We start from the raw sequence: 20,764 nt of genomic DNA, 5'->3' as shown, positions 1-20,764 counted from the left end.
ATGAACGTATACATTACCAATCTCGCCTCTTTTCTTCCTGGTGATCCTGTAGCAAACGACGACATCGAACGCTATCTTGGTCCGGTTGATCGCATTTCCAATCGGACAAAAACAAAGATCCTCACCAGTAACGGCATAACAAGCCGCTATTACGCCATAGACAAGAACAGCGGTGCCCCGACGTACACCAATGCCCAGTTGACAGCCGAGGCAATCCGTAAACTCGATGTTACCAGTGAAGAGGGAAACTCCTGCCTGGCCTGTGGGACCTCTTCTCCGGATCAGCTCATGCCGGGACATGCCTCCATGGTCCATGGTGAATTGGGCGAGTTTCCCTGCGAGGTTGTCAGCACCGCCGGAATCTGTCTCTCCGGGATAATGGCCTTGAAGTACGGCGCCATGGCGGTTGCACTGGGCTCAGCTAGTTTTGCTGTAACAACAGGTTCCGAACTGGCCTCATCCTACATGCGCACGGACTTCTTCAACCGAGTTTGCAGCCAGCAAACCGACCAGGGCTTGGACGAGCCCAGCCACCCGGCCTTTTCTTTTGAGGAACAGTTTTTGCGTTGGATGCTTTCCGATGGTGCGGGAGCCGCCCTCATTGAGCCGGAACCACGTGGAGCCTGCAACCTCAGGATCGACTGGATAGAGCTGAGCTCCCAGGCGCACCATCTGCAGACGTGCATGTATGCTGGCTGCAGCAAAGGACCCAACGGTCGCACTGTTGGCTGGCGTGAAAATCTGAGGAAAAATCTTTATTCAGGAGGGATCTTCACGATCAAGCAGGATGCCAAACTGCTCAATCGTGAGGTGCTGGCTGCTTTGGTTGGCACTGCTCTGCCGCCCATCATTGCCAAGCACAGGTTAACGCCGGACCAAATTGATTGGTTTTTACCGCATTACTCTTCAGCCTATTTCCGCGAGCCACTTGCCCGCCAGCTTGAAGCTATCGGTTTTTCTATTCCCCAGGAACGCTGGTTTACCAATTTAAGCAGCAAGGGCAACACCGGTGCCGCCTCATTTTATATCATGCTTGAGGAACTCATGCATTCGGGTCGGCTCCGTTCTGGAGAACGTATTTTGGGGTTTATTCCGGAAAGTGGTCGGTTTTCAGTGGGGTATATCTTACTTACTGTGGTGTAAGCTGCGGCGAATGCGTGCGGATATGGGCTGCCAGAGTTGCCACCGTTTCCAGGACGATACGGCTGGAATTTTCTGATTCAATGCGAACACCATATTCTTTTTGCACCATAACGACAATTTCCAAAGCATCGAGAGAATCGATCCCCAAAGCTGAATCAGGCCCGATCAACGGGGCATCAGCCTGAATGGATGCAATATCGACATCCTGCAAGTTACATGTACTGCAGATTGCCTCAAGAAGTTCGTGTTCGAGGTTATCTAATCCCATAAGTCGTGCTGTATTCCCCAAAAAAGAAAGAAGGGGTATCGACGCTTTGTTCGCGCTTACCCTACCCCATTAAGCTTTCGTCAATTACAATTTTATCAGTATAGTCAAGTCGATATAAACAATTTTACCACAGGCTTCTTACCTCATCTGTACGCTCTTTTCCAGGAGAGAATCAGCATGATCAGGGAAAAGGCCAAAAGCCGCCCCTGGTCGTTCAACGTCGCTGCCAAAGGATTTCCTCGAATTAATACATCGGAAAAACAGGTAATGGCCCAGTTGAGAGGGGAGAGTATACTGAGTTGCTGCATCAGGGGTGGCATGGCATACACCGGGACCATGATACCTCCCATGGCCGCGGCAGCAACGACGGCCGTGGCCCCCAGAGTGGAGGCCTGCTCATACGAACGACAAATCGAACCGAGCCAGACGCCAAAACCGCAGGCAGCCAGGCTGCTCGTGCAGATAGGCAGGAGAAGATTCCATGGGTTGGCAGGCAGGCTAAATGCCTGCAGCCCCAACTGGGGGAAGAGATACATACCGACAAGGGCAATGAGAAGAAACTGCACCGTGCAGACGCCCAGATACGCAAGCATCTTTCCGGCCAGCAAACCAAGCGGTGAAACCGGCATGGCAGTGAGGCGTAGAGCTATCCCGGTTTGCCGCTCTGTCAGGATTGTTCCGGCAATGGGTATGGCGGTGAAAAACATGCCAAACAGCGCCCAGGCGGGAACATTCCGATCGACCGGATTGAGCACCTCAGCCATGGTTGATTGACTCGAATGGCTCGAGCGTTCCGTAATGGAGGTCAACGTCGAGGTAAACATCTCCCGCAGGTTCGGGCCAGCTGGTGTTGCGGCCTGCACGCCCGCCGAACCTTGTGCCTGCTCGGTTAACAGCTCCCCCAGGCGAGCGCCTTTGATCTCTAACTCGGCCGCCTGCGCCGCTATCTGCACTCGGGCAAAAATACCAGCTCGAAACCCGACCATGGTCGCCGGATCAAAGAACAGATCAAGGGAAAGGGCGGATATGGAGCTGTCGACATCAGATTCGCCGACCAGCTGCTGCCCGATTTGGTGCTGGAGCTGCTTTGATGTATCCTGCCCAAGAATAAGACCGGCCTGACAGGTACCTCCGGTCACCGCCTGCCGGAGTTCTTCGGTGGACGTCTCCCATCTGCGGACCTGCAGTTGGGCCGTCTCAAGATAGGATTCCATCGTCTGGGCAAAGGGTCCCTGATCCTCGTCCTGCACACAGATCTCGGTTGGCCGCTGTCCGGAAAGCTGCAGAATATTCTCCTGCACAAGGGTGATGATCACCACAAGGGTGACCGGCATGAGAAACAGCACCAGTAACCCTGCGTAGTCGCGTGCCAGGAGCAGCAATTCCTTCAGAGCAGTCGTCAAAATCGTCTGCATGGTCAATCATCCCGAAGCTGCTGCCCGGTCAGGCAGATAAAGAGTTCTTCAAGGTTCCGGTGATCCGATCCACTGAGGAGCCCTTTGGGTGCGCCTTCTTCAAGAATCTTGCCGTGATCAAGAATAGCTATCCGCGAGCAAAGCTCCTGGGCCTCTTCCATATAATGGGTTGTATAGAGGATGGTTGTTCCCCTTTGATGGAGTTGGCGCAACTGCTGGTGGATGAGATGGCGGGATTGGGTATCGACCCCGACAGTGGGCTCATCAAGAAACAACACCCAGGGATCGTTCAGCAGGCCAATGGCTAAATTAAGGCGCCGCTTCATACCGCCGGAATAGGTCAGGACTGGCTGCCTGGCTCGATCCTGGAGTTGACAGAATTCAAGGCTCTCTGCAATTCTGACTTGAGCCTCCTGCCCACTCAGGCCAAGCAAGCGCGCAAAGTACCACATATTTTCCATGCCGGTCAGGCGTTGATACAACGCCAGATCCTGCGGCACCAGCCCGATCCTGGCTTTGATCACCTGACCATGTCGGCCATAGCCCATACCGTGGATACGAACATTGCCAGAATCAGGAACCTGTAATCCGGCAAGAATGGACATGATCGTGGTTTTTCCGGCACCGTTGGGGCCGAGCAAGCCATAAAACTCGCCCTTTGCTATGGAAAGACTGAAGTGATCCAGGGCTGGCTCGGGCTGTCCTTTGTACTGCCTGCACAGAACCTCGGCCGTAATGGCTGCATTTTCATTATATTCCTGCGGCAACTTCATGAAACCTGACGCACCCATTCCCGCAAAGATATAAAGACCTGCTCTTCTATATCAGCACAGTGACGGATGTGCTCAGCAGCACATGCATAACTATCGCCAGACTTCTCACGTTTCTTACATATACGGGCGGCCATGGCGGCAAAGACGCGCCACTGGTCTCCGGCTTCAATGAGCCTCGTTGCGCATGTACTGAGCTGGGCGTCCTGAAGCTGACTCCCGCTTTCCTGCAAAAAAGCGGCATACATGAAACGGAAACCGCCTCCGCCAGTACCGATCTCCTCCTGCATACGAACCACATTGCCGAGGTGCAGATCCGCTTTTTCAGCCCCCAGACGCCGGGGCCAGGCGCAAAGACGTCCGGCAAGAAAACGCATCCCTTTTACTCCAATCAAAGGGAAGGGGCTGCCGGTCATCATTTTACTGACCATATCGATCCCCTTAATGATGGCACGACGCTGATCGTAGCCCTCGTCCACCTGGGAGAAATGATACATTTTGCCCTTCGGTGCCAGCGCTCCTGCAGCAAAGCGGGCCTTGGCCAGATCCTCGGCCGGACACTTCACCGGTCCCGGGAAGACCGGATCGCTGATCAGATAGTCATTCCCCTGCTTGCCATACACCACCAGATTATGCGCGTTGAAATGAAATCGCAGCGCTTTGGGGAAGTAGGGCAGCCAGAAAACACCGGTTTGCAGTCCCACAGGAATGGAGTCCGCCAGTTTCTTATCAAGGGCCTCCATCGCTTGTTCGGGCTTGGAAAAGGTTTGACAGGCAAGTGTAAAACCAGGAATTTTCGAAATATGTTTAAGCAGAGAACCTGCAGCTCCCCGATAGGTGACCATCGGCAAATGGTTAAGACGGATAAAAGGCAGGTAGGCGAAAAAAAGCCCTCCGCCAATACCAAAGGCTGTGGCCTCGGAAAGGGCAATCCCCTGGTTGCTGAGTAAATTGGCTGCGACTCCACTTTCGCAATGGGCTGCCTGCTTATGTGGAAAGTCGATATGGATATGTTCAGTCATGTCGAGAAGTCATGTGGTAAACAGCTGGCAAAAGACGGCAGGCGAGTAAATCATCTGCAGAGATCTGAAACAACGTAGCATAAGGCTCAAGCTGTCTGGTTGAAAGCCGCTTGAAAAAAAACGGCAGCAGATGAAGATAGACCTTCCAGAGGGGCAGCCTGGTATAACTGGCCAACAGGGGAGGATTCATCTGGTTGGCCACCATGTAATAATAGAGGCAGCTGGCCCGGCCCGAGGAAATTTTACGTGTGGCCCGTGCTATATGCCGCTCTATCTCCTCCCAGGCCTGCTGATTGACTTCATTGACCGGCTGCCAGCTATCGAGTGTCTCTGTGGCTATCTGACCGGAACCGTTAGGGCGATAATTGAGCGTATGCAGGCCATCGGTGATCGACCGGGCCTGCTTCTGGGGATCTGTTTCAGTTTCCGTTTTTGTTTCGGCATCCATGGTAGAAAAAAAATCCTGGCCTTAAAAGGAAAAACCAACAAGAAATTTAAGCGAATTCAACGGATCGTTGGGTTCTTCCGTCCCGCCATTGGAGATATGGTGGTAACGCATTTCAAACAAAAGAAACCTCCCTGAATCCAAACGATGCTGCACTCCCAGGGCAAATTGATAGTTACCGTTCCAGCGAGCGCCCATGCCGGGAATATCGGCAAAGCTGTATACCGGTCCACCACCTCCGAAAATGTAGGGCTGCCAGACATTGTTGGCGGTGAAGGTATAGCAGGCAAGAAAATTTATCCCCACCAACATCGAAGTATCAGGATCCGTGACAAAATGAAGAGGTAACTCGACCAGCGTGGAGTAATTTCCCTTGAGCCAACCTGACCCCACATCATCGATGGTCAGATGACTATAGCGCCCTACAACATCGATGGTCTGCACGCGTTGCTCTGTCGCGCCCCACCCCGGAATACTTTGCCCATAGCCGCCGTGCAACGACCACATATCCTGAGAACTGTCCCAAGCAAAGGCGGCTGGGGCAAAGAACGGGCCCCCAAGCCCCCCACCAATGCCGATGGCACAGTACACCATCAAAGACAACCAGGTAGGCTTATACACGGTATTGTGAAATATCTGGATCATTTTTCTTCTCGTATTCAGGTTTACTTCTGCCTGTTCAACCATCGTTTTCCCTTACGAGTCAAACGATAGCGCTGCGTTGGGCTCCGTGGAGAATCGGGTTGGGTGCATTCAACCCATGCCCCCTCCAGTGCTGGACTCAGGTAATTTTTGCGAAAAGTCGGCCGGTGCGACAATCCCAACTTATGCATCAGCTCTCCGCTGCTCAGCTCCCCTTCCCCAAATAATTTGACCAGCATCTTTACTTGGTCTGTTTCCATAGTATCAAGGAGAGTGTCACGCAATGCTCTCAACATGAATTCGATAAAAATGGTGGCCTCTCCTTTCTGGTCAGCCAACGCCAGCACCTTATAATACTCTTCTTGGCGATCCCTAATCACTGTTTCCACTGGCAGATATGCCAGAAGCGGTTTCCACTGGAAGAGCACCAGAGTTTGCCACAGCCGTCCCATTCGACCGTTACCATCGGCAAAGGGGTGGATAAACTCAAATTCGTAATGAAAGATGCAACAGGCTATTAACGGGTGCTCATCCGTCCTCTCCAACCATTTGAGCAAATCTGCGATCAACATGGGCACACGATCGGCGGAAGGAGCCATATGTACCAGTTGTTCTCCTCGAAAAATACCAACGCCACCTGATCGATACTGTCCCGGTTCATTGATCAGAGTTTGCATTAGCAAGGCATGTGCAGCCAACAGGTCCTTTTCGGTAACAGGATTCCAGCCTGTCAAAGCATCGTAGGCTGCAAAAGCGTTCCGCACCTCTTGGATTTCTCGGGGAAGTCCCAACACCCGCTTCCCCTCAAGGACGGCGGTGACCTGCTCCAGGCTCAGCGTATTGTTTTCAATGGCAAGCGAAGCCTGAATGGTCCGAATACGATTTTTACGTCGTAGTCGTGGCGTCAAATCCCGGTCAGAACCACTGGTGTAGTGGCCAATGATTTCTCCAATCTCAGCAACAAGATGGACAATCTTCGAGGTAATGGTATAAGGAGGCTGATAATTCATACGCCACAACCGGCAGGTTTCAATACTGCAATAACATCATTTCAAATTTAAGAGAGCGTCGCCAAACGGATGTCCGGGTGGATCTTTGGTTCTTTTTGCAACAAAATCAAAATGTACTTCGACTGCCCATAAATCCCTACTCTTTTCTTCGCCCAGTCACTTGACTATAAAGAAAAGTCAACGAGGGAATGCAGCGAACATTTTCACATAAAAATGGACAGTTAGCTCTCACGCTCCTTTTTTACATAAAAAAAGCCTGTTGACGACTCGCCAATAAACAGGTGAATAGCCATACATTCAGGAAAACAATAGGCAACAAACCAGCGCGTGACCTGCGAAACCGACATTGCCGAGTTTATGGTCATGCGCAACCACGCCCGCAACAATCCCTTGATGCCTTCTGCATTTAACCAGAGGGGATCAAAGACACCTATATGAACGAAAGCTAAGGAGGACAGGCAATGAACAAAGAACAGGAAAAGCTCAAAACCATTTACATAGGCTACCACCCCCGGACGCATGACGGCAGCTCTCCAAAGGAGCACACACCCAGTGAAGCCATTGCAGTAATGGAAGCATTCAATAAAGAGCAGAGCGACGGAAGACTCCGTGCTCAAGTGGTCGAAATCGCCTACAGCGATCTCTGCGCTGTCGCCGTTATGGAAACAACTATCGGCAAAGTCTGGCAGTACATCTAAATCCCACCAAAATCCTCTCAAAAAATACCCGCGACCGGGTCTTCACCTGTTGTATCAAGGCAACATTTAATTGAAACTGGATATAGGGGTCTTTCGGACCCCTCTTGCCCACACAGCCCGCCACTGAAGTTCCAAGATCTCTTGGCATGCACCCGAAAGACATGACCGGAGGGAGGTGCTAGAGGTAGGAACAGAAAAGCCCATCTTTATTTCCAATCTCGGCGTTAACGGATTACGCGAGCGGATAAAGACAGGCTTTCACGTGACATTACCTAAAGTTGCGTAATAATATCTTTAAGCAAAACTGTTCCAGACGTCTTGCATCACATTGTTAGCGTTTGAGGCAGGATGTATTTTTTAATAGACCATTTATAGAAATAAAACGACGAATAAACTCCAATGGCTCCACCTATTATTTTCATCACCATCTGAGAATTCCCTCTATCCACTCCAAACAGGGCAAGAACGATTCCTAAAACAAACCCAACTACAAAGCTAGCAACAAAAGCAACAACAATTGCAAGAAAAAAATTAATTATCCAAGATTTAAAATAGATAATATCAGTCTCACTGGAAATTTCTTTTTTTACTTGAATATTATTGTTTATACTTTCAACTCGTTTCAGTTCAGAGGATTTATTTTCCCCTGATACAGGGTTAGAATTTTCATTGTTATCTTTTTTCAGAATTATTTCTAATCCGGCATCTGCAAGTACTTTTTCATACTCTTGAGCAACCTCATAATTTAAATTTTTCTTGAATACTATACTTGTATTTCTGGATAATATTTTGTCAATTTTCTCAGGGGAAAACTTAAGCATACTCGATAAGTTTTCTCTCACTTCGGATATTGAATATTCATTTCTTAATTTACCGGTAAAAACTACGCTATAGTACGAATCCATTCCTCTCATCCTTTTATCTATTTTACACAGTGTATGTTTTCATACAAAAAATTGACTTCTCAAAAAAGCATCTAACTCTTTCATCGCCGAAATTTTCTATAAAAAGAATGCCATATAAATAGAGTTGTCAAATAAAAATTACTGGTTTATCTTTAGCAAGTTCGCCCCCAAGACAGCAAACCCGCGAAAAATTTAATCAATAATCCCTAAAGGAAGATATATTTTATCCAACTATAACGCTGAGATGGATTCCGAACTCCCCTTCTTCTTTATTGAATACTCTTGGGGGGCATCTTACCTGCGGATCAAATGAATAGAAAATATCGCAACTCGGAAAAGCAGACACACACCGTAGACATATAGCGATAAAGTCTCAGAAAAAAGGTTTCAGCAACAAGCAGCAGCCAGAAAGCATTCCTGTCAGTGTTTGTTTTTTTTGGGGGGGGGAGGCACAGATAGGTAGAAAAGAAAAGCCCATCTTTATGTCCAATCTCAACGTTAACGGATAACGCGGATGGATAAAGATAGGCTTTAATGTGGCTTCACTGGAACAAATCCAATGATATCAATAAAATGGTGGAGGCGGCGGAGCCTTACCCCAATTCGTTCTCCAAATTAAAATACATCCGTAAACCCTGTTTATTCAAAATTTTAACACACATCAATTCCTTTCAGACTACCAGACACCGAGAGAAACTTAATTCTCTACATTTTCCCGAAACAGAGAACGGACATGGGTTCGATTCCCATTCGGAGGCCAAATGTAATGACCTGGAAACCCGAGTCTGAAAGCGGCCATGTCACAATTTTTGTCGCAAGTTGCTGTCATAGCAGTTGTCATAGCTTTGTCACAGCTCCGTGTTGCTATGCAGGATAGATTATTCTTCCTTCTTGTGTTCAATCTGTTTGAGCAATAGGTCAAAGTCACTCTCAAAGAGCCGATCCTGAACAATGCGATATTTTTCAAATTCGCTTTCGGCATGGGTCTTGGCAATTTCTGCGGTAACTTTTCCAGCGTCCTGAAGGATTTCGCGGTCGGTAGCTTCAATGAATTTATTCAAGCGTGTTTCCCAATCCTGCATGGTCATCGGCATCTTGCGCAGGGCCATGTCCTCAGCCACATCCAGGTAGGCGTTCACCAGTCGGGTCAGTTGTGCCATTTCGTTTTCGGTCAGGTAATTCTTGGCCACACTTACATCAAACTTCTGGATTTTACCTTTTGGAGCATCTTTCCATGTGGTCAGGCCCATGTGTTGTTTCTGATGATCTGCTCGGTCAACAATTACTTCGGCAGCCGTCTGACCGTGAATGGCCCAATGCAGTTTATTCTGCACCGTGGCAAAGAATCGCTTGGTGGCCTGAGCAGTTACATCATAATCAATGGAAGTCGCGTAAATATCGGTGATCTTCTGGTAAAACTTGCGCTCGGAAAGGCGAATTTCCCGGATGCGCTCCAGCTGCTCTTCAAAATATTGATCCGTCAGGATGGAACCACCGCTTTTGATGCGCTCATCATCCATCACATAGGCCTTGATGGTGTATTCCTTGATGATGGTGGTCGCCCACTTTCGGAATTGAACGGCACGTTCGGAGTTGACCTTGTAACCAACGGCGATGATGGCCGAGAGATTATAGTGCAAGGTGTTGTAGTTCTTGCCATCAGTGGCAGTTATCCGGAATTTCCGGATAACTGAATCTTCCTGCAACTCGCTGTCGGCAAAGATTTTTTTCAGGTGTTCATTCACCGTGCGCACGTTTACGTCGTAGAGCACGCCCATCATCTTTTGGGACAGCCAGATGTTTTCATCGGCATAGACTGCCTCAACACCGCCTTTACCAGTTGCGGCAACAAAGGTCAGATATTCAGCGGCTGAAGATCGAACGATGGATGTCTCTTTTTTCCCGGCCTTTTGAAGCTGCTTGGTTTTATCTTTTTTCATGATTAGCGATCCTCATATTTTGACCAGAAGCTATGCTTACGACCATGGTTCTGATAAATCAGTTCTTTAAAAGCTCCGTGGTTTTCAAATTCTTTCCAGACGGTGATACTTACCGCCAGCTTATCCAACTTTTTCAGATATCGAATGCCATGGGGATACGCCTTGGTGTACCCACGTTCGAGAATGGAGATAAGCAGACTGCGGTACAGCAGGCTGGCAGCGAGATGCCGGTTTTCCGTTTCCATTGTTTCAGCCAGAGAAAGCAGGCTGCCGTAATGATCTCCATTGAACTGTTCGGCAAGCCCCAGCAGGTATTCCTCGGCTTCATCGATCTTTCCAATTGAAATCAGAAACTCAGCATCAGACTCCCGGAGCGTGGCACTTACCAAAATCAGCCCCACTTCAGCGGTAATAACTTCATCCCGCTTGCCATGAACCATGACATCCAGAAGCGCCTGCAATGTGTCAATGGAATGATAGGATCTGAATTTCTGGAACAGGAGTTCCTTCAGTTTTTCGGAGTCTCCTTGCTTTTGATAGATTTCCTCTAACAGCTTATCCCGCTCGTATGCCTGATAGGTTTCGCTTTCGGGAATTTTCTTGAGCCAGGAATGGGCCGTATCAACATCACCGCTTTCCAGATACACCCGGGCTATATCAATCAGCGCCGCAGTGGACAGCTTTCCCCATGAAGCGATGCGCGTCTTTTCAAACAGCTTTGCATCCTTTATCTGTCTGGCCAGCGATTCGATCAGCATCAGGTGATGACGTTTGCCATATTCATCTTTTTCTTTGCCTGCCCACTTCTGAAGGGTTGCAATCATAGTGCTGATAACATCCTCAGGCAGGCACTCTCCGGCACAGTCAATCAAAGTATCCCGAATACCGTAGTTGTCCTTTTGATTCACCTTGAGAATGATGTCCGCAATCTTTTCTTTAGCGGGACAGCGTTTGGCATAGTCCACAAACAGCTCTTTGGCATCATAACGGAACACATCGCCAATATTGCCGCTGGAGTCATCGCACATCTCGAAAATGGTATTGTCGGCCTCATAAAATGCAGCAACGAGTTCAACGCCGGTGAGCGGATCATCCACGCCAGATTTTAAATTCTGTAGCAATATTTCCAACTCACGGGAAAAACTTGCTGATTCGCGCCAACTAATAAAACGCTTTCGTCGCTTCAGACCAGACAGCTTCTTCTTAAATCGCTGAACATTTTCCTTTGGCGTGGCAATCAATTGCTCAATCAGGTCATCCGCCTCATCAGAATGAACGGCAAGATCAAGCAAGGCATCTGCAAGAGTTTCTGGCCCCAGATCAATCAGTTTTTGTTTGCGGTCACTGCCCAATGTCATGAGGTTTCTCTCTCCAATACAGCGCCTGCATCCTCCAGTATCGCTTTGATTTCCTGGGTCAATTTCCCCTGTATTTCAGCCGCCTGGGATATCTGTACATACTTGAAAGTGTTGAGATCAAATGGAACCCTGTCACCTGAATCCTGAGGTTCAAACAGATAAATAAGCCGGTTTTGTTCATGATGCTTGAGTGCGTAGCCTGCTTCCACATACACATTGGGACGGTGCCCGGTCAGGTCGCAGATAATAATTTCTGAGGCGGCAATGGCTTCATACATTTTCTCATGAATCGGAAAGGTGCCGCCTTCTTCCGTCCCCATATCAACCAACTCTAATGCAATACCGTAATCACGTTCAAAGCTTTCCAATGTTTGCCTCAACTGCGCTAAACGAAGGTTGGCTTTGTTGTGTGCATCATTTAAAGCATCAGCGGGTGGATACCACCGTGCGAGAAACACTTTTTTCGGAATGCGGTTCTGAGCAGCTCTGAACGTGGTTATTAACTGCTCCGCTGGAGAAGATGGATTTAGTAAACCAGTAATGCCTTCCTCCCCCAGCCAGCGTCCCATACGATCCAGCGTTTTTACAGAACTGTTCACACGGTCGTTATGGTCCCCTTCCGTTTCACGCCAGATACGAGCAGCTAATTCCAGGAAGGAATACGTTTTACAAAGCGAAGGATGATTCACGGTCAGTCGTACCATGATATCGGCCAAACCGGCAAACAGGTCATCTGCAAATGTTTCCAGAGATGCTTGAGATTCTACAATAGCTGCGTCCATTTGAATCAGATTACGAGCAGCTTCCCACAGAGCGGTCAGAGGTCTTGTGCCAAAGCGTTCCTGAGCTGGTTTTGGCAATCCCTGCAGTTTAACGGAGAGTAGTCGGGTCAGGTACAATTCCGGACTGTAATTGAATTCATTCTCCGGAGTCATATCATAGGCCGAATCCTGACCGAGAAGAAGCCGCAGGCCGTGTTCCGACTCAAGAGGCAAGGCCGTGTTGTTGATGGTATGGAAAATCAGCGACTCGGCATAATCATCTGCCTCATCGCCAGTCGCACCCAGCAAAATGAGGCAGAAGGGGGCGAGGTATTTTGAGGGGACCGTCGGTGCATCTTGTAGCTGTTCGGCCAATGCCAAGCGATGATTCCCATCTATACGGCGAATCAGCTTGTCGTTCCTCACCTGCTCCAGATCCTGCCGTGAAATTTTGATGGTTTGAATGCGGGTAGTCTTGCTGCTGTAGCGCCTGCGAATTGAGATGGGCGTACTTTCATCATCTTGCACACCAATAACCGAGTTGGCAGGTTCTTCGGTTTCCAGTACCAGACCTCGGTTCGGGTCGATCGGATTGACCGGAACCCGCGCGGATAACACTACCTCCGGCAGAAAACGGTTATCGCTCTGCTCCAGATATTTCTTGATATCCCACGCATGCTTTTCATTCAGCTCCCGCTGATGCCCCGTCACCCGCTGCACGTCGGTTTCATGATCGGTCATTTCATAGGGAACGGAAACCGCCGCCAGATCCCGCAGGTCGGCAAAGCCGCGAATAATACGAAAGATGCCCAGCACACTCCCGGCAAAATAGCCCTCGAACTGAATATATTGGCGACCGCGTGACATATCAGTTCTCCTCCCCGCTGCCGAGTTGCTTTCGTTCATTCATTCGTTCTCGAACTTCGATGAGAGCCGTATGCAGCTTCTCTTCCAACAGTTTTTTGGGCGGGAGCTCAGTCCAATATTCGGCGACCATGATGTTATCTTTCTGCATGTTAAGCAGCTCCACTTGTTCGGCGCCCGCTTCGGCACAGAGGATCAGACCAATGGGAGTTTCCTCGCTTTTCTGTCGCTCGTATTTGTTAAGCCAGTTAAGGTAAAGCTCCATCGGCCCCTTAAAGGCCGCTTTGAAACGGCTAATTTTCAGGTCAATGGCCACCAGCCGTTTGAGCTTTCGATGGTAAAACAGCAGGTCGAGATAGAAATCCTCTCCGTCAATAATCATCCGCTTTTGACGCTCTACAAAGGCAAAACCCTTGCCCAACTCCAGGATGAACAGCTCCAACTCTTTGAGAAGTGCACTTTCCAGATCGTTTTCCAAATATCCGTCTTTCAATCCAAGAAAATCCAAAAAGTAGGGGTCTTTGAAGTTGCCACTGAGATGCTCTGCATCTGCCATCGCCAGTTTGGTATTGGCAATTTCGGCACGTTCAAATGCCTTGCGTTCGATCTGGTTTTGCAACTCCCGTTTACTCCACTGGCCTTCAATCGCATGGTTGGCATAAAATGTTCGGGCGTCATTGCTTTGCACACTCATGAGGATGGTGAAATGCGTCCAGCTCAATTGTGACACCAGCGGTGACACAATCTCAAAATCAGGAAATACCTCAGCAAACTGCATCATTCGCCGCAGATTTCTAGCCTCAAAGCTCTTGCCATAGTGCGCAACCAGTTCCTTTGCCAGAGAAGGGATCACCTGTTTGCCGTATTCCGCCCGTTCGCCATGCAGCACCTCTTGGTTGATCCGTTTTCCCACGTGCCAATAGGTGATGGTCAAAGCGCTGTTGACTGCCGCGACAGCCTGACTGCGACCTTGAGCAATCAGCAATTTCAGATCGTGCAGGAGCCCTCTTCGCGGCTTCATATCTTCAGGTGAAGCTTTCTTTTCCATCAAAGCGCCTCCACGGATAAAGTGCCGAGAATCAGCTTTTCAACATCCTCTTTAACCTTCGTTAAATCCTGAACAGCTTTCGTTCGTTGTTGTTCCAGCTTAAGTTTTCGGTCGACGAGTTCATCTTGTCGCTCCTCAGAAACCATTGGCAAACGAATCTCGGCGAGGTTTGCATAGTACATTCGCTGTTTAACGCCACCCACACGGTTAAAGCTCACCAGTGTAAGAAAATATTCGGTTCCAATAAGCAGATCCATAAATTCCGGCTTAAAACCACCGGTAAGTCTCCATACTTGGTATTCGGGGCTGGTTATAGCGTCATCATGAACCTCAGGAACAATACCGAGCGACCCGACATTGGCGCGGGTTGGGTTATGGAAAAACCAATCCTTTTCAATATGCTTATAAGCGGCGTTGAACTTAGAAGTCTCCTGTTCTGTGCTGAGGAACACCCCTCCTTTGTTGTTCACTCCATAGATCGGCCAAATCTTTTTTTCTTCCTCCCAGGGCTTCACCATTACCGCACACTCCTCGGTAAAATCCCCGAGACGAACAAACGAAGGGTTTGCCTCCTTGAAGACAGCAGCTCGTCCAGCTTTCACATCCCATTGCGGAGCCTGTGAAAAGCTGGCACTGAATAATTTTGAATCACGGAGTAGCTTATATTTATACGTTTGCTTGATCATAAATTGGTTAAGCTCTGCAATGAGAAGGCTTCTACCCAATCCTGCTTCAACGACAGCTTGTTGCGCCTTTTCCCAATAGGCCACGATTTTTTGCTGAACAGGCAGCGGGGGAATGGGGACTTTGAAACTTAGAAAATCAGATTCCTTGAAACGGTTACGGCTTACTGCTGAGGAACCAATGGACGCTGCATTAACCGCCTTTATCATTTTTCCTGAACAGAAGAGCAGGTAAATGTATTCTGCAGAAGTAATAGTCTTGTCGATTTCAAACTGTGGGAATTCATTTGAGACATAGAGCCCTTCACTTTCGGGAGTTACAACAGCAAATGACTCTTTCCAGGCAAAAAGCCGATTATAAATCAGGGCGCCTTTTACTAATAAAGAGAGATGGTTAGCACTTTGCTCTTTTCCCAAAACTGTTTCTCGGTGAAAAACCCCATCTCCATACCACCTTACACCTGCCATTTTGTATGATTGTTCTGCTTTAACCTGCTCTTTGTTTTCAACCTGTGTTGCAAATTCATAAACAGAGCGAAGACGCCACCCTTCAGGTAAGTCTCCAAAACGCAGCAGGCTGGCAGTTGACGTCCATTTGTCGATTTCAGACCAAAGTAAAAAACTCGGGCATTTTTGAACGAGGATTTCCACTACTCTTCACCTCCCGCTTCCTCAGTAAACGCCTTCGGATCAGCTGAAAACTCGCGATACCATTCCAGGCAGGTCTTTTCGGCACCTTCAAGTGCGCTCGGCTGTGGATAGAGCTCGTTCTGATCCTCGTCGCCGGTGGCGGTAATGCCGACCTTTTCGGCTTCATACATAAAGATGGGATAATCAAACCGTTCCTTGAGCAGTTGGCGCGACTCGGCCGCCATTTTTTCATCCATGTGCTTGAGGTAATCCTTCAGCTCTTTCTGCAGGTTTTTGCGCCCTTCGGTATCTTTTTCTGCTTTGGCTCCCGCTATCGCTGCTTCCAGTCGCTCGGTCTCAACGGCAATTTCGTCGGCATAATCGGCATCAATTTCCGCCTTGGCCGTTGCATAGGTTTCATCAAACGTTTGCTTTTCTTCTTCTGTGAATTTCTGCAGAAAGAGCAGCGAACACTTCACACTGGCACCGGAGCTGACAAAGGTTTCCTGCGGCAGGCTGACAACAGCCTTCAGGAAGGCGCGGTCTTCCGTGAACTGCCGCACGTATGCCAATGACGGATTGTTATAGATGCCTTCCGGCAAAACAATACCCATGCGACCGCCCGGCTTGAGCAGGTCGAGACACCGCTCGATAAAGAGGATTTCGGTTTTTATCTTCGCTTTTGGTGATTTGGGCAGTTCAAAAAGCGAGGCAATCGGTTTATTCAGTGCCGCCCGGACGCGTGCCTGAGCATCGGTATAAAGCCCACCGTATTCCTCGGTATAACGCTTGGCCGCTGCTGGAGAGACGGTGATTTCCTCTGCGGTGATTTTATCACTGGGTTCAACATTGGCGCCGAAGGGCGGGTTGGTGAGGATAATGTCAAAGCGCCCTTCAAAAATCCCGTTGACATTGAGAAATCCATCGTGGTGGTGTACCCCGCCGTGGCCGTCACCATGCATGATCATGTTCATTTTGCTGGTACGTGCCATACGGTCGTTGGCGTCAGTACCGTAGATGCAGCGGTTGGAGAGTTTCCACATTCGAGAATCCACTTTCCGCTGATCAATGGTCTGCTGAATTTCATCAAATTTCTGGCGCAGCTGGACGGCGTGCTTCTCTTCAGTGAGCTTTTTATCCTTCACCAGTGTGGCCTTGAAATCGTTGTATTGCCGATCAGCATCGGCAAGAATCTGCTCACGTACGATTTCAAAGACACGGATCAGAAAACCGCCGGAACCGCTGGCTGGATCGCAGACAATTTCCCCCTCCTTTGGATCGACCATGTGCACCATGAACTCAACAATGGAGCGGGGCGTGAAAAACTGTCCAATTTCACCTCGAAAGGTTCGTCCGAGGAACCGTTCAAAGGCCACGCCCTTAATATCCTCGCTGGTGTCGGAGAGATTGTATTTTTCCAGCAGGCGAACAATCTCAATGCCGGTGGCCGGCTTCAGGTTGATGCGCTCCTCGTCCTCAAAGATTTTATCGGTTGAATAGGCCTGCTTGGTTTGCCCAAACAACACATCCAGCGGATTGTCACCGATCTGTTCTTCTAGAAACTCCACACTGAACAGGTTTTTGCGCCGCCGTTTCTTACTCAGCTCCCGCTCAACCCAGACTTTTACAAAGAGGATTTTAGCAATTTCGTCAAAGGCGGCTGCCGGGTCCTTCTTTTCGCGGTTGCGGATAACGTTGTGGCACTGGTGCAGCAGATCTGCAAACTCTTTTTCCTTGAATACCCGGAGCTTGGATAGAAGTTCTTTGATCTCTTTATCCGAGGCATCGGCATGAGGGATGTTTTCAATTTCCTCAATGTAGCCGGGCATTTTATCTTTTTTTACCCGCCAGAATTTTGTTTCCCGTGAGTTGTGGGTCACAAAAAAAGGGGCATCGGCAATGCGGGCGTAGTTTTCTCCCTGTGCGTAATCTGCTGCTTTAATAGTGACGTTGTCGGATTTACACTCAACGACAATGAAAGGTGCCTTTTGATCAGACTTATCCTTGGCTGTCCGCCAAATAAGAAAGTCTGCCCGTGCCTGTGCAGCACCACGCCCTGTGACGTTGACCTCTTCATCGATCTGTTCTAATGAAAAACCGTATTCATCAATCAACACGGTGAGATATTGTTGCCGCACCTGTTCTTCAGGAGTCAACGGCAACCATTTCTTTCGTACCGGGCTATAGATTTTGTTTCCATCAATCTGGACATCGTCCGCTTTCCTGTATTTCTTCGCTGTCATAGCTCCGGTCCTTAAGTCAAAATGTTTCTGTGTTCCATAAAGCTGTAGTAGCACTCACGTCCGATGATGATGTGATCCTGCAGAAGAATTTCCAGTACATCTGCTGCCTGCTTGAGCTTTCGGGTTGTTTCTTCATCCTGTTCCGAAGGCTCTGCAATGCCGGATGGGTGGTTGTGAACAACCACGATGGCACTGGCTGATAATCGAAGGGCTTCTTCCATCACCTTACGCGTGTAAACAACAGACTGAGTCGGTATTCCTTCAGAAATCAGTCGCTCTGCTAATAGATTGTTTTGTCCATCCAGCAGCAGGGCCATGAACTGTTCGTAACGCGCTCCCTCAAATTTGGGATAACAATAGGCAGCAATCTCATCTGCTGAATCAAAAGCAATAGGTTGAGCATTCAGCCTGCGAACACGTTTCCCAATTTCGATAGCTGCTTTCAGTTGTGCTGTTTTTGCAATCCCTAAACCTTTTATGGCCATAATCTCCTCAGCATGTGCTCGGTCAACACCTTGAAGACCACCAAGTTCATCCACTAGCAAACGCCCCATGTCAATTGCGGAAGCCCCTTCATTTCCGACCCGCAGGAGAATGGCTAACAATTCAGCATCAGTAAGGGATTCCGCTCCCAACTGTATCAGTTTCTCGCGAGGACGGTCTCCCTCAGGCCATTTACGAATGGACGGCCTTTCAGTCATGAAGATTCCCCTCTTTTCTATGTACCTCGCAAAATTGTTCAAACTGACGTTGAGCCAGTTTTGACGGGTTGGTTTTCCCATTTTCCCAGCGGTTCACCGTAGCGAAACTGACGCCGAGGGCATGGGCCAGCTCTTCCTGGCTGAGATTCAATACCGTTCGCACCGCCTTTACCTGCTCTGAAAATGGTTTGGTTCCCATGCCTTATCACCTCATGTCTTTTTCCGGGTCATGTTATCAATCACCACAGAGTATAACATCTGCTATAGCTTGTGCAAGAGCGTTTTCCAAAAGGCCAAGAAAAAGTTCAGAGCTCATCCGACACGTTCTCCGTCTCTCCGGTATGTAAGGTTCAAAGAAACCTGAACACAGGAGAAACTCATGGATATTAATGATTTGTTTGACGGAATTGCCGAGGCGTTTCGGCAGTATCAGGCGGAAATGAACGAGCAAGAGCAGATTTCAAGCAACCCTAACCCTACAGAACTTGAGCCGGAAACAGAAGCTGAGAAAACGGAGAAGAAAGTGGCTGCAGAGAAGGGAGTAGAAGGAAATTTCCCGAACCGGGAGTGATTGCGGAACGTTCAGCAGGACTCGTTATTCGACGTAATTCGCTAATTTATAAAAACAAAAAAACCGATCCCGCATGCCGGACTTGGCAACAGGATCGGTTTATTTAAAAGTTAATGGTGGAGCAAAAAGCTCCCGACCGCAACTCAGCCTCCAGTCTCGATATGCCCCGTAACACACTGAAAACAAAGGGCTTTACATGGGAAGTCAAGTTACGCCCCAAGTTCCCAACCGGGAAGCAACTTTTCTTCCCCGATTTCCAAGCTCCGGACGAGGATGACGGGTTTGCAACGCAAGCGGATACCAAGAAAAACACCCCAACGAATCTGATTCGATTCCGAAAACGGGAATCGAATTGACCTATCTGCCCGGCAGTTCCGTGCCACGACTCATGATCTCGATATAGCCCGCGTAGCTGAACAGGCGGTTGCGTTTCTGGGCGGTCAGCTCCTTGACGATGCCGAGCTGTTCCAGATGGCCGAGTGCCTTGTTGACGGTCGCTGGGGTGATACCGGTCTTCACTACCAACGAGCCTGAGGTGGCGATGGGATGCTCCATCAGCGCCCGGTGGACCTGGAGGGTTGAGGCCGCCGCCCGGCCGAGGCCGCTGATCTTGTCGCGGTCCTGGTTCGACAGGTCCAGGAGCTGCTGCGCTGCCTCGACCGCCTGGGTGGCGGTGACAATGACCGCCTCGGCAAAGAAATCGAGCCAGGCTTCCCAGTCGCCGGTCAGACGCACGTTGCCCAGCAGCTCGTAGTAATACTGGCGGTGCGTCTTGAAGTAGAGGCTGAGGTAGAGCATCGGCTCCCGCAGCACCTTCTGCTCGCATAGCAGCAGCGCGATCAGCAGACGCCCCAGACGGCCGTTACCGTCCAGAAATGGGTGGATCGTCTCGAACTGCACATGGGCCAGCGCCGCCTTGAGCAGCACCGGAGTCGGTTCCGGCTGGTCATGGAGGAAGAACTCCAGCTTGCTCATGCACTCCAGCACCTCTTCGGCCGGAGGCGGAACGAAGGCCGCATTGCCGGGCCGGGTGCCTCCGATCCAGTTCTGGCTGCGCCGAAATTCCCCTGGTGTCTGATTGCTGCCCCGGCCCTTAGTCAGCAGAACGCCATGGATCTCGCGGAACAAGCGCAGCGACAGCGGCAGCCCTTCCCCCAACAGACGCAGGCCGTGATCGAGGGCGGCGACATAGTTGCTGACCTCTCGCACATCATCCAGTGGTACACCCGGTTCCTGATCCAGCTCGAACAGCAGCAGATCCGACAGCGACGACTGGGTTCCCTCGATCATGGAGGAGAGCACCGCTTCCTTACGGACGTACATGTAGAGGAACAGCGAGGTGTCCGGCAGCAAGGTCGAGACGCTGTCCAGCCGCCCGAGCGCCAGCAGCGCCTGGTCAAACTTGCTGCGCAGCTCCGGGGTCCAGTCGATGGGCGGACGCGGCGGCAGCGGCGCGGGCACGAAGGCCTGGGCCTTCTCACCCACCGTCGATATGGTCACGTATTTGCCTTGGAGTTCTCGCTTCATCCTGCCTGCCTCGAACCTAAAATAAGATTCGCCTTTATTTTACCTTAATAGCATATCCTAAAATAAGGGGTCGGGAAGCAAAAATCAAGCGAAATTCCCGATTGGCCGTTTCGATTTCCT

General features: G+C 49.6%; 20 protein-coding genes. 3 read left to right on the top strand and 17 right to left on the bottom strand.

Annotated elements, in window-relative coordinates; translation table 11 throughout:
* The gene (locus JWJ90_RS01410; RefSeq protein WP_205225387.1) at positions 1-1,143 is read left to right on the top strand and encodes a beta-ketoacyl-ACP synthase III; all 1,143 of its coding nucleotides are present in this window, start codon (positions 1-3) and stop codon (positions 1,141-1,143) included.
* Here the strand turns inward: JWJ90_RS01410 and JWJ90_RS01405 are convergent.
* From JWJ90_RS01405 to JWJ90_RS01375, 7 genes are all read right to left on the bottom strand, one after another.
* Entirely contained in the window at positions 1,130-1,411 is a 282-nt protein-coding gene (locus JWJ90_RS01405; protein ID WP_205225386.1) for a phosphopantetheine-binding protein, read from the bottom strand. The genes JWJ90_RS01410 and JWJ90_RS01405 overlap by 14 nt on opposite strands.
* 143 nt (positions 1,412-1,554) lie before the next feature.
* The gene (locus JWJ90_RS01400; RefSeq protein WP_205225385.1) at positions 1,555-2,826 is read right to left on the bottom strand and encodes an ABC transporter permease; all 1,272 of its coding nucleotides are present in this window, start codon (positions 2,824-2,826) and stop codon (positions 1,555-1,557) included.
* 2 nt (positions 2,827-2,828) lie between these two features.
* Positions 2,829-3,599 carry an ABC transporter ATP-binding protein gene (locus JWJ90_RS01395; protein WP_205225384.1) on the bottom strand — a complete coding sequence of 257 codons (771 nt, stop codon included), beginning with the start codon at positions 3,597-3,599 and terminating at the stop codon, positions 2,829-2,831.
* Positions 3,596-4,618 (bottom strand): BtrH-related acyltransferase DarH, encoded by a 1,023-nt coding sequence (gene darH, locus JWJ90_RS01390; protein ID WP_205225383.1) that lies wholly within the window; start codon positions 4,616-4,618, stop codon positions 3,596-3,598. Before darH ends, JWJ90_RS01395 begins: the two co-directional genes overlap by 4 nt.
* Positions 4,611-5,066: a DarG family dialkylresorcinol biosynthesis protein gene (locus JWJ90_RS01385; RefSeq protein WP_205225382.1), complete on the bottom strand. Its 456-nt coding sequence runs from the start codon at positions 5,064-5,066 to the stop codon at positions 4,611-4,613. The genes darH and JWJ90_RS01385 overlap by 8 nt, the downstream gene beginning before the upstream one ends.
* Before the next feature lie 21 nt (positions 5,067-5,087).
* Complete coding sequence (locus JWJ90_RS01380; RefSeq protein ID WP_205225381.1) at positions 5,088-5,708, bottom strand: acyloxyacyl hydrolase; 621 nt, start codon at positions 5,706-5,708, stop codon at positions 5,088-5,090.
* A 20-nt stretch (positions 5,709-5,728) separates the two neighbouring features.
* On the bottom strand, positions 5,729-6,715 hold the full coding sequence (locus JWJ90_RS01375) for a Fic family protein (protein WP_205225380.1): 987 nt from the start codon (positions 6,713-6,715) through the stop codon (positions 5,729-5,731).
* 461 nt (positions 6,716-7,176) lie between these two features.
* On the opposite strand from JWJ90_RS01375, the gene JWJ90_RS01370 reads away from it, so the two are divergent.
* On the top strand, positions 7,177-7,413 hold the full coding sequence (locus JWJ90_RS01370; RefSeq protein WP_205225379.1) for a hypothetical protein: 237 nt from the start codon (positions 7,177-7,179) through the stop codon (positions 7,411-7,413).
* A gap of 323 nt (positions 7,414-7,736) precedes the next feature.
* Here JWJ90_RS01370 and JWJ90_RS01365 read toward each other — a convergent pair whose 3' ends face one another.
* The 9 genes from JWJ90_RS01365 to JWJ90_RS01325 form a co-directional block, all read right to left on the bottom strand.
* Entirely contained in the window at positions 7,737-8,318 is a 582-nt protein-coding gene (locus JWJ90_RS01365) for a hypothetical protein (RefSeq protein WP_205225378.1), read from the bottom strand.
* 878 nt (positions 8,319-9,196) lie between these two features.
* Positions 9,197-10,258: a virulence RhuM family protein gene (locus tag JWJ90_RS01360; RefSeq protein WP_205225377.1), complete on the bottom strand. Its 1,062-nt coding sequence runs from the start codon at positions 10,256-10,258 to the stop codon at positions 9,197-9,199.
* 2 nt (positions 10,259-10,260) lie between these two features.
* On the bottom strand, positions 10,261-11,616 hold the full coding sequence (locus JWJ90_RS01355) for a tetratricopeptide repeat protein (RefSeq protein ID WP_240194694.1): 1,356 nt from the start codon (positions 11,614-11,616) through the stop codon (positions 10,261-10,263).
* A complete protein-coding gene (locus JWJ90_RS01350) occupies positions 11,613-13,244 on the bottom strand; it encodes a ParB N-terminal domain-containing protein (protein ID WP_205225376.1) in 1,632 nt (543 codons plus the stop codon). The genes JWJ90_RS01355 and JWJ90_RS01350 overlap by 4 nt, the downstream gene beginning before the upstream one ends.
* Position 13,245: 1 nt before the next feature.
* Positions 13,246-14,289, bottom strand: a complete 1,044-nt coding sequence (locus tag JWJ90_RS01345; RefSeq protein ID WP_205225375.1) for a PDDEXK nuclease domain-containing protein — start codon at positions 14,287-14,289, stop codon at positions 13,246-13,248.
* A complete protein-coding gene (locus tag JWJ90_RS01340) occupies positions 14,289-15,623 on the bottom strand; it encodes a restriction endonuclease subunit S (protein WP_205225374.1) in 1,335 nt (444 codons plus the stop codon). The genes JWJ90_RS01345 and JWJ90_RS01340 overlap by 1 nt, the downstream gene beginning before the upstream one ends.
* Positions 15,623-17,845 (bottom strand): type I restriction-modification system subunit M, encoded by a 2,223-nt coding sequence (locus JWJ90_RS01335; protein WP_205225373.1) that lies wholly within the window; start codon positions 17,843-17,845, stop codon positions 15,623-15,625. Before JWJ90_RS01335 ends, JWJ90_RS01340 begins: the two co-directional genes overlap by 1 nt.
* A gap of 11 nt (positions 17,846-17,856) precedes the next feature.
* Positions 17,857-18,546, bottom strand: coding sequence for a RadC family protein (gene radC, locus JWJ90_RS01330; RefSeq protein ID WP_205225372.1), 690 nt, complete (start codon positions 18,544-18,546; stop codon positions 17,857-17,859).
* Positions 18,539-18,745, bottom strand: a complete 207-nt coding sequence (locus tag JWJ90_RS01325) for a helix-turn-helix domain-containing protein (protein WP_205225371.1) — start codon at positions 18,743-18,745, stop codon at positions 18,539-18,541. The genes radC and JWJ90_RS01325 overlap by 8 nt, the downstream gene beginning before the upstream one ends.
* A gap of 180 nt (positions 18,746-18,925) precedes the next feature.
* Between JWJ90_RS01325 and JWJ90_RS01320 the strand changes: the two genes are divergently transcribed.
* Positions 18,926-19,117 carry a hypothetical protein gene (locus JWJ90_RS01320; RefSeq protein WP_205225370.1) on the top strand — a complete coding sequence of 64 codons (192 nt, stop codon included), beginning with the start codon at positions 18,926-18,928 and terminating at the stop codon, positions 19,115-19,117.
* Between the two features lie 357 nt (positions 19,118-19,474).
* Here the strand turns inward: JWJ90_RS01320 and JWJ90_RS01315 are convergent, their stop codons facing one another.
* Positions 19,475-20,644, bottom strand: a complete 1,170-nt coding sequence (locus tag JWJ90_RS01315; RefSeq protein WP_049675281.1) for a Fic family protein — start codon at positions 20,642-20,644, stop codon at positions 19,475-19,477.
* Positions 20,645-20,764 lie beyond the last annotated feature (120 nt).

Source organism: Desulfobulbus rhabdoformis, assembly GCF_016919065.1.
Lineage (GTDB): Bacteria > Desulfobacterota > Desulfobulbia > Desulfobulbales > Desulfobulbaceae > Desulfobulbus > Desulfobulbus rhabdoformis.
This window is presented reverse-complemented; position numbering and strand designations above follow the sequence as displayed.

Coding starts and splice junctions, on each gene's coding strand:
- JWJ90_RS01395 (WP_205225384.1), bottom strand. CDS start 3,599: ATGAAGTTGCCGCAGGAATATAATGAAAATGCAGCCATTACGGCCGAG.
- JWJ90_RS01350 (WP_205225376.1), bottom strand. CDS start 13,244: ATGTCACGCGGTCGCCAATATATTCAGTTCGAGGGCTATTTTGCCGGG.
- JWJ90_RS01380 (WP_205225381.1), bottom strand. CDS start 5,708: ATGATCCAGATATTTCACAATACCGTGTATAAGCCTACCTGGTTGTCT.
- JWJ90_RS01345 (WP_205225375.1), bottom strand. CDS start 14,289: ATGGAAAAGAAAGCTTCACCTGAAGATATGAAGCCGCGAAGAGGGCTC.
- JWJ90_RS01320 (WP_205225370.1), top strand. CDS start 18,926: ATGGATATTAATGATTTGTTTGACGGAATTGCCGAGGCGTTTCGGCAG.
- JWJ90_RS01325 (WP_205225371.1), bottom strand. CDS start 18,745: ATGGGAACCAAACCATTTTCAGAGCAGGTAAAGGCGGTGCGAACGGTA.
- JWJ90_RS01375 (WP_205225380.1), bottom strand. CDS start 6,715: ATGAATTATCAGCCTCCTTATACCATTACCTCGAAGATTGTCCATCTT.
- JWJ90_RS01410 (WP_205225387.1), top strand. CDS start 1: ATGAACGTATACATTACCAATCTCGCCTCTTTTCTTCCTGGTGATCCT.
- JWJ90_RS01365 (WP_205225378.1), bottom strand. CDS start 8,318: ATGGATTCGTACTATAGCGTAGTTTTTACCGGTAAATTAAGAAATGAA.
- JWJ90_RS01385 (WP_205225382.1), bottom strand. CDS start 5,066: ATGGATGCCGAAACAAAAACGGAAACTGAAACAGATCCCCAGAAGCAG.
- JWJ90_RS01405 (WP_205225386.1), bottom strand. CDS start 1,411: ATGGGATTAGATAACCTCGAACACGAACTTCTTGAGGCAATCTGCAGT.
- JWJ90_RS01355 (WP_240194694.1), bottom strand. CDS start 11,616: ATGACATTGGGCAGTGACCGCAAACAAAAACTGATTGATCTGGGGCCA.
- darH (WP_205225383.1), bottom strand. CDS start 4,618: ATGACTGAACATATCCATATCGACTTTCCACATAAGCAGGCAGCCCAT.
- JWJ90_RS01360 (WP_205225377.1), bottom strand. CDS start 10,258: ATGAAAAAAGATAAAACCAAGCAGCTTCAAAAGGCCGGGAAAAAAGAG.
- radC (WP_205225372.1), bottom strand. CDS start 18,546: ATGACTGAAAGGCCGTCCATTCGTAAATGGCCTGAGGGAGACCGTCCT.
- JWJ90_RS01370 (WP_205225379.1), top strand. CDS start 7,177: ATGAACAAAGAACAGGAAAAGCTCAAAACCATTTACATAGGCTACCAC.
- JWJ90_RS01335 (WP_205225373.1), bottom strand. CDS start 17,845: ATGACAGCGAAGAAATACAGGAAAGCGGACGATGTCCAGATTGATGGA.
- JWJ90_RS01315 (WP_049675281.1), bottom strand. CDS start 20,644: ATGAAGCGAGAACTCCAAGGCAAATACGTGACCATATCGACGGTGGGT.
- JWJ90_RS01400 (WP_205225385.1), bottom strand. CDS start 2,826: ATGCAGACGATTTTGACGACTGCTCTGAAGGAATTGCTGCTCCTGGCA.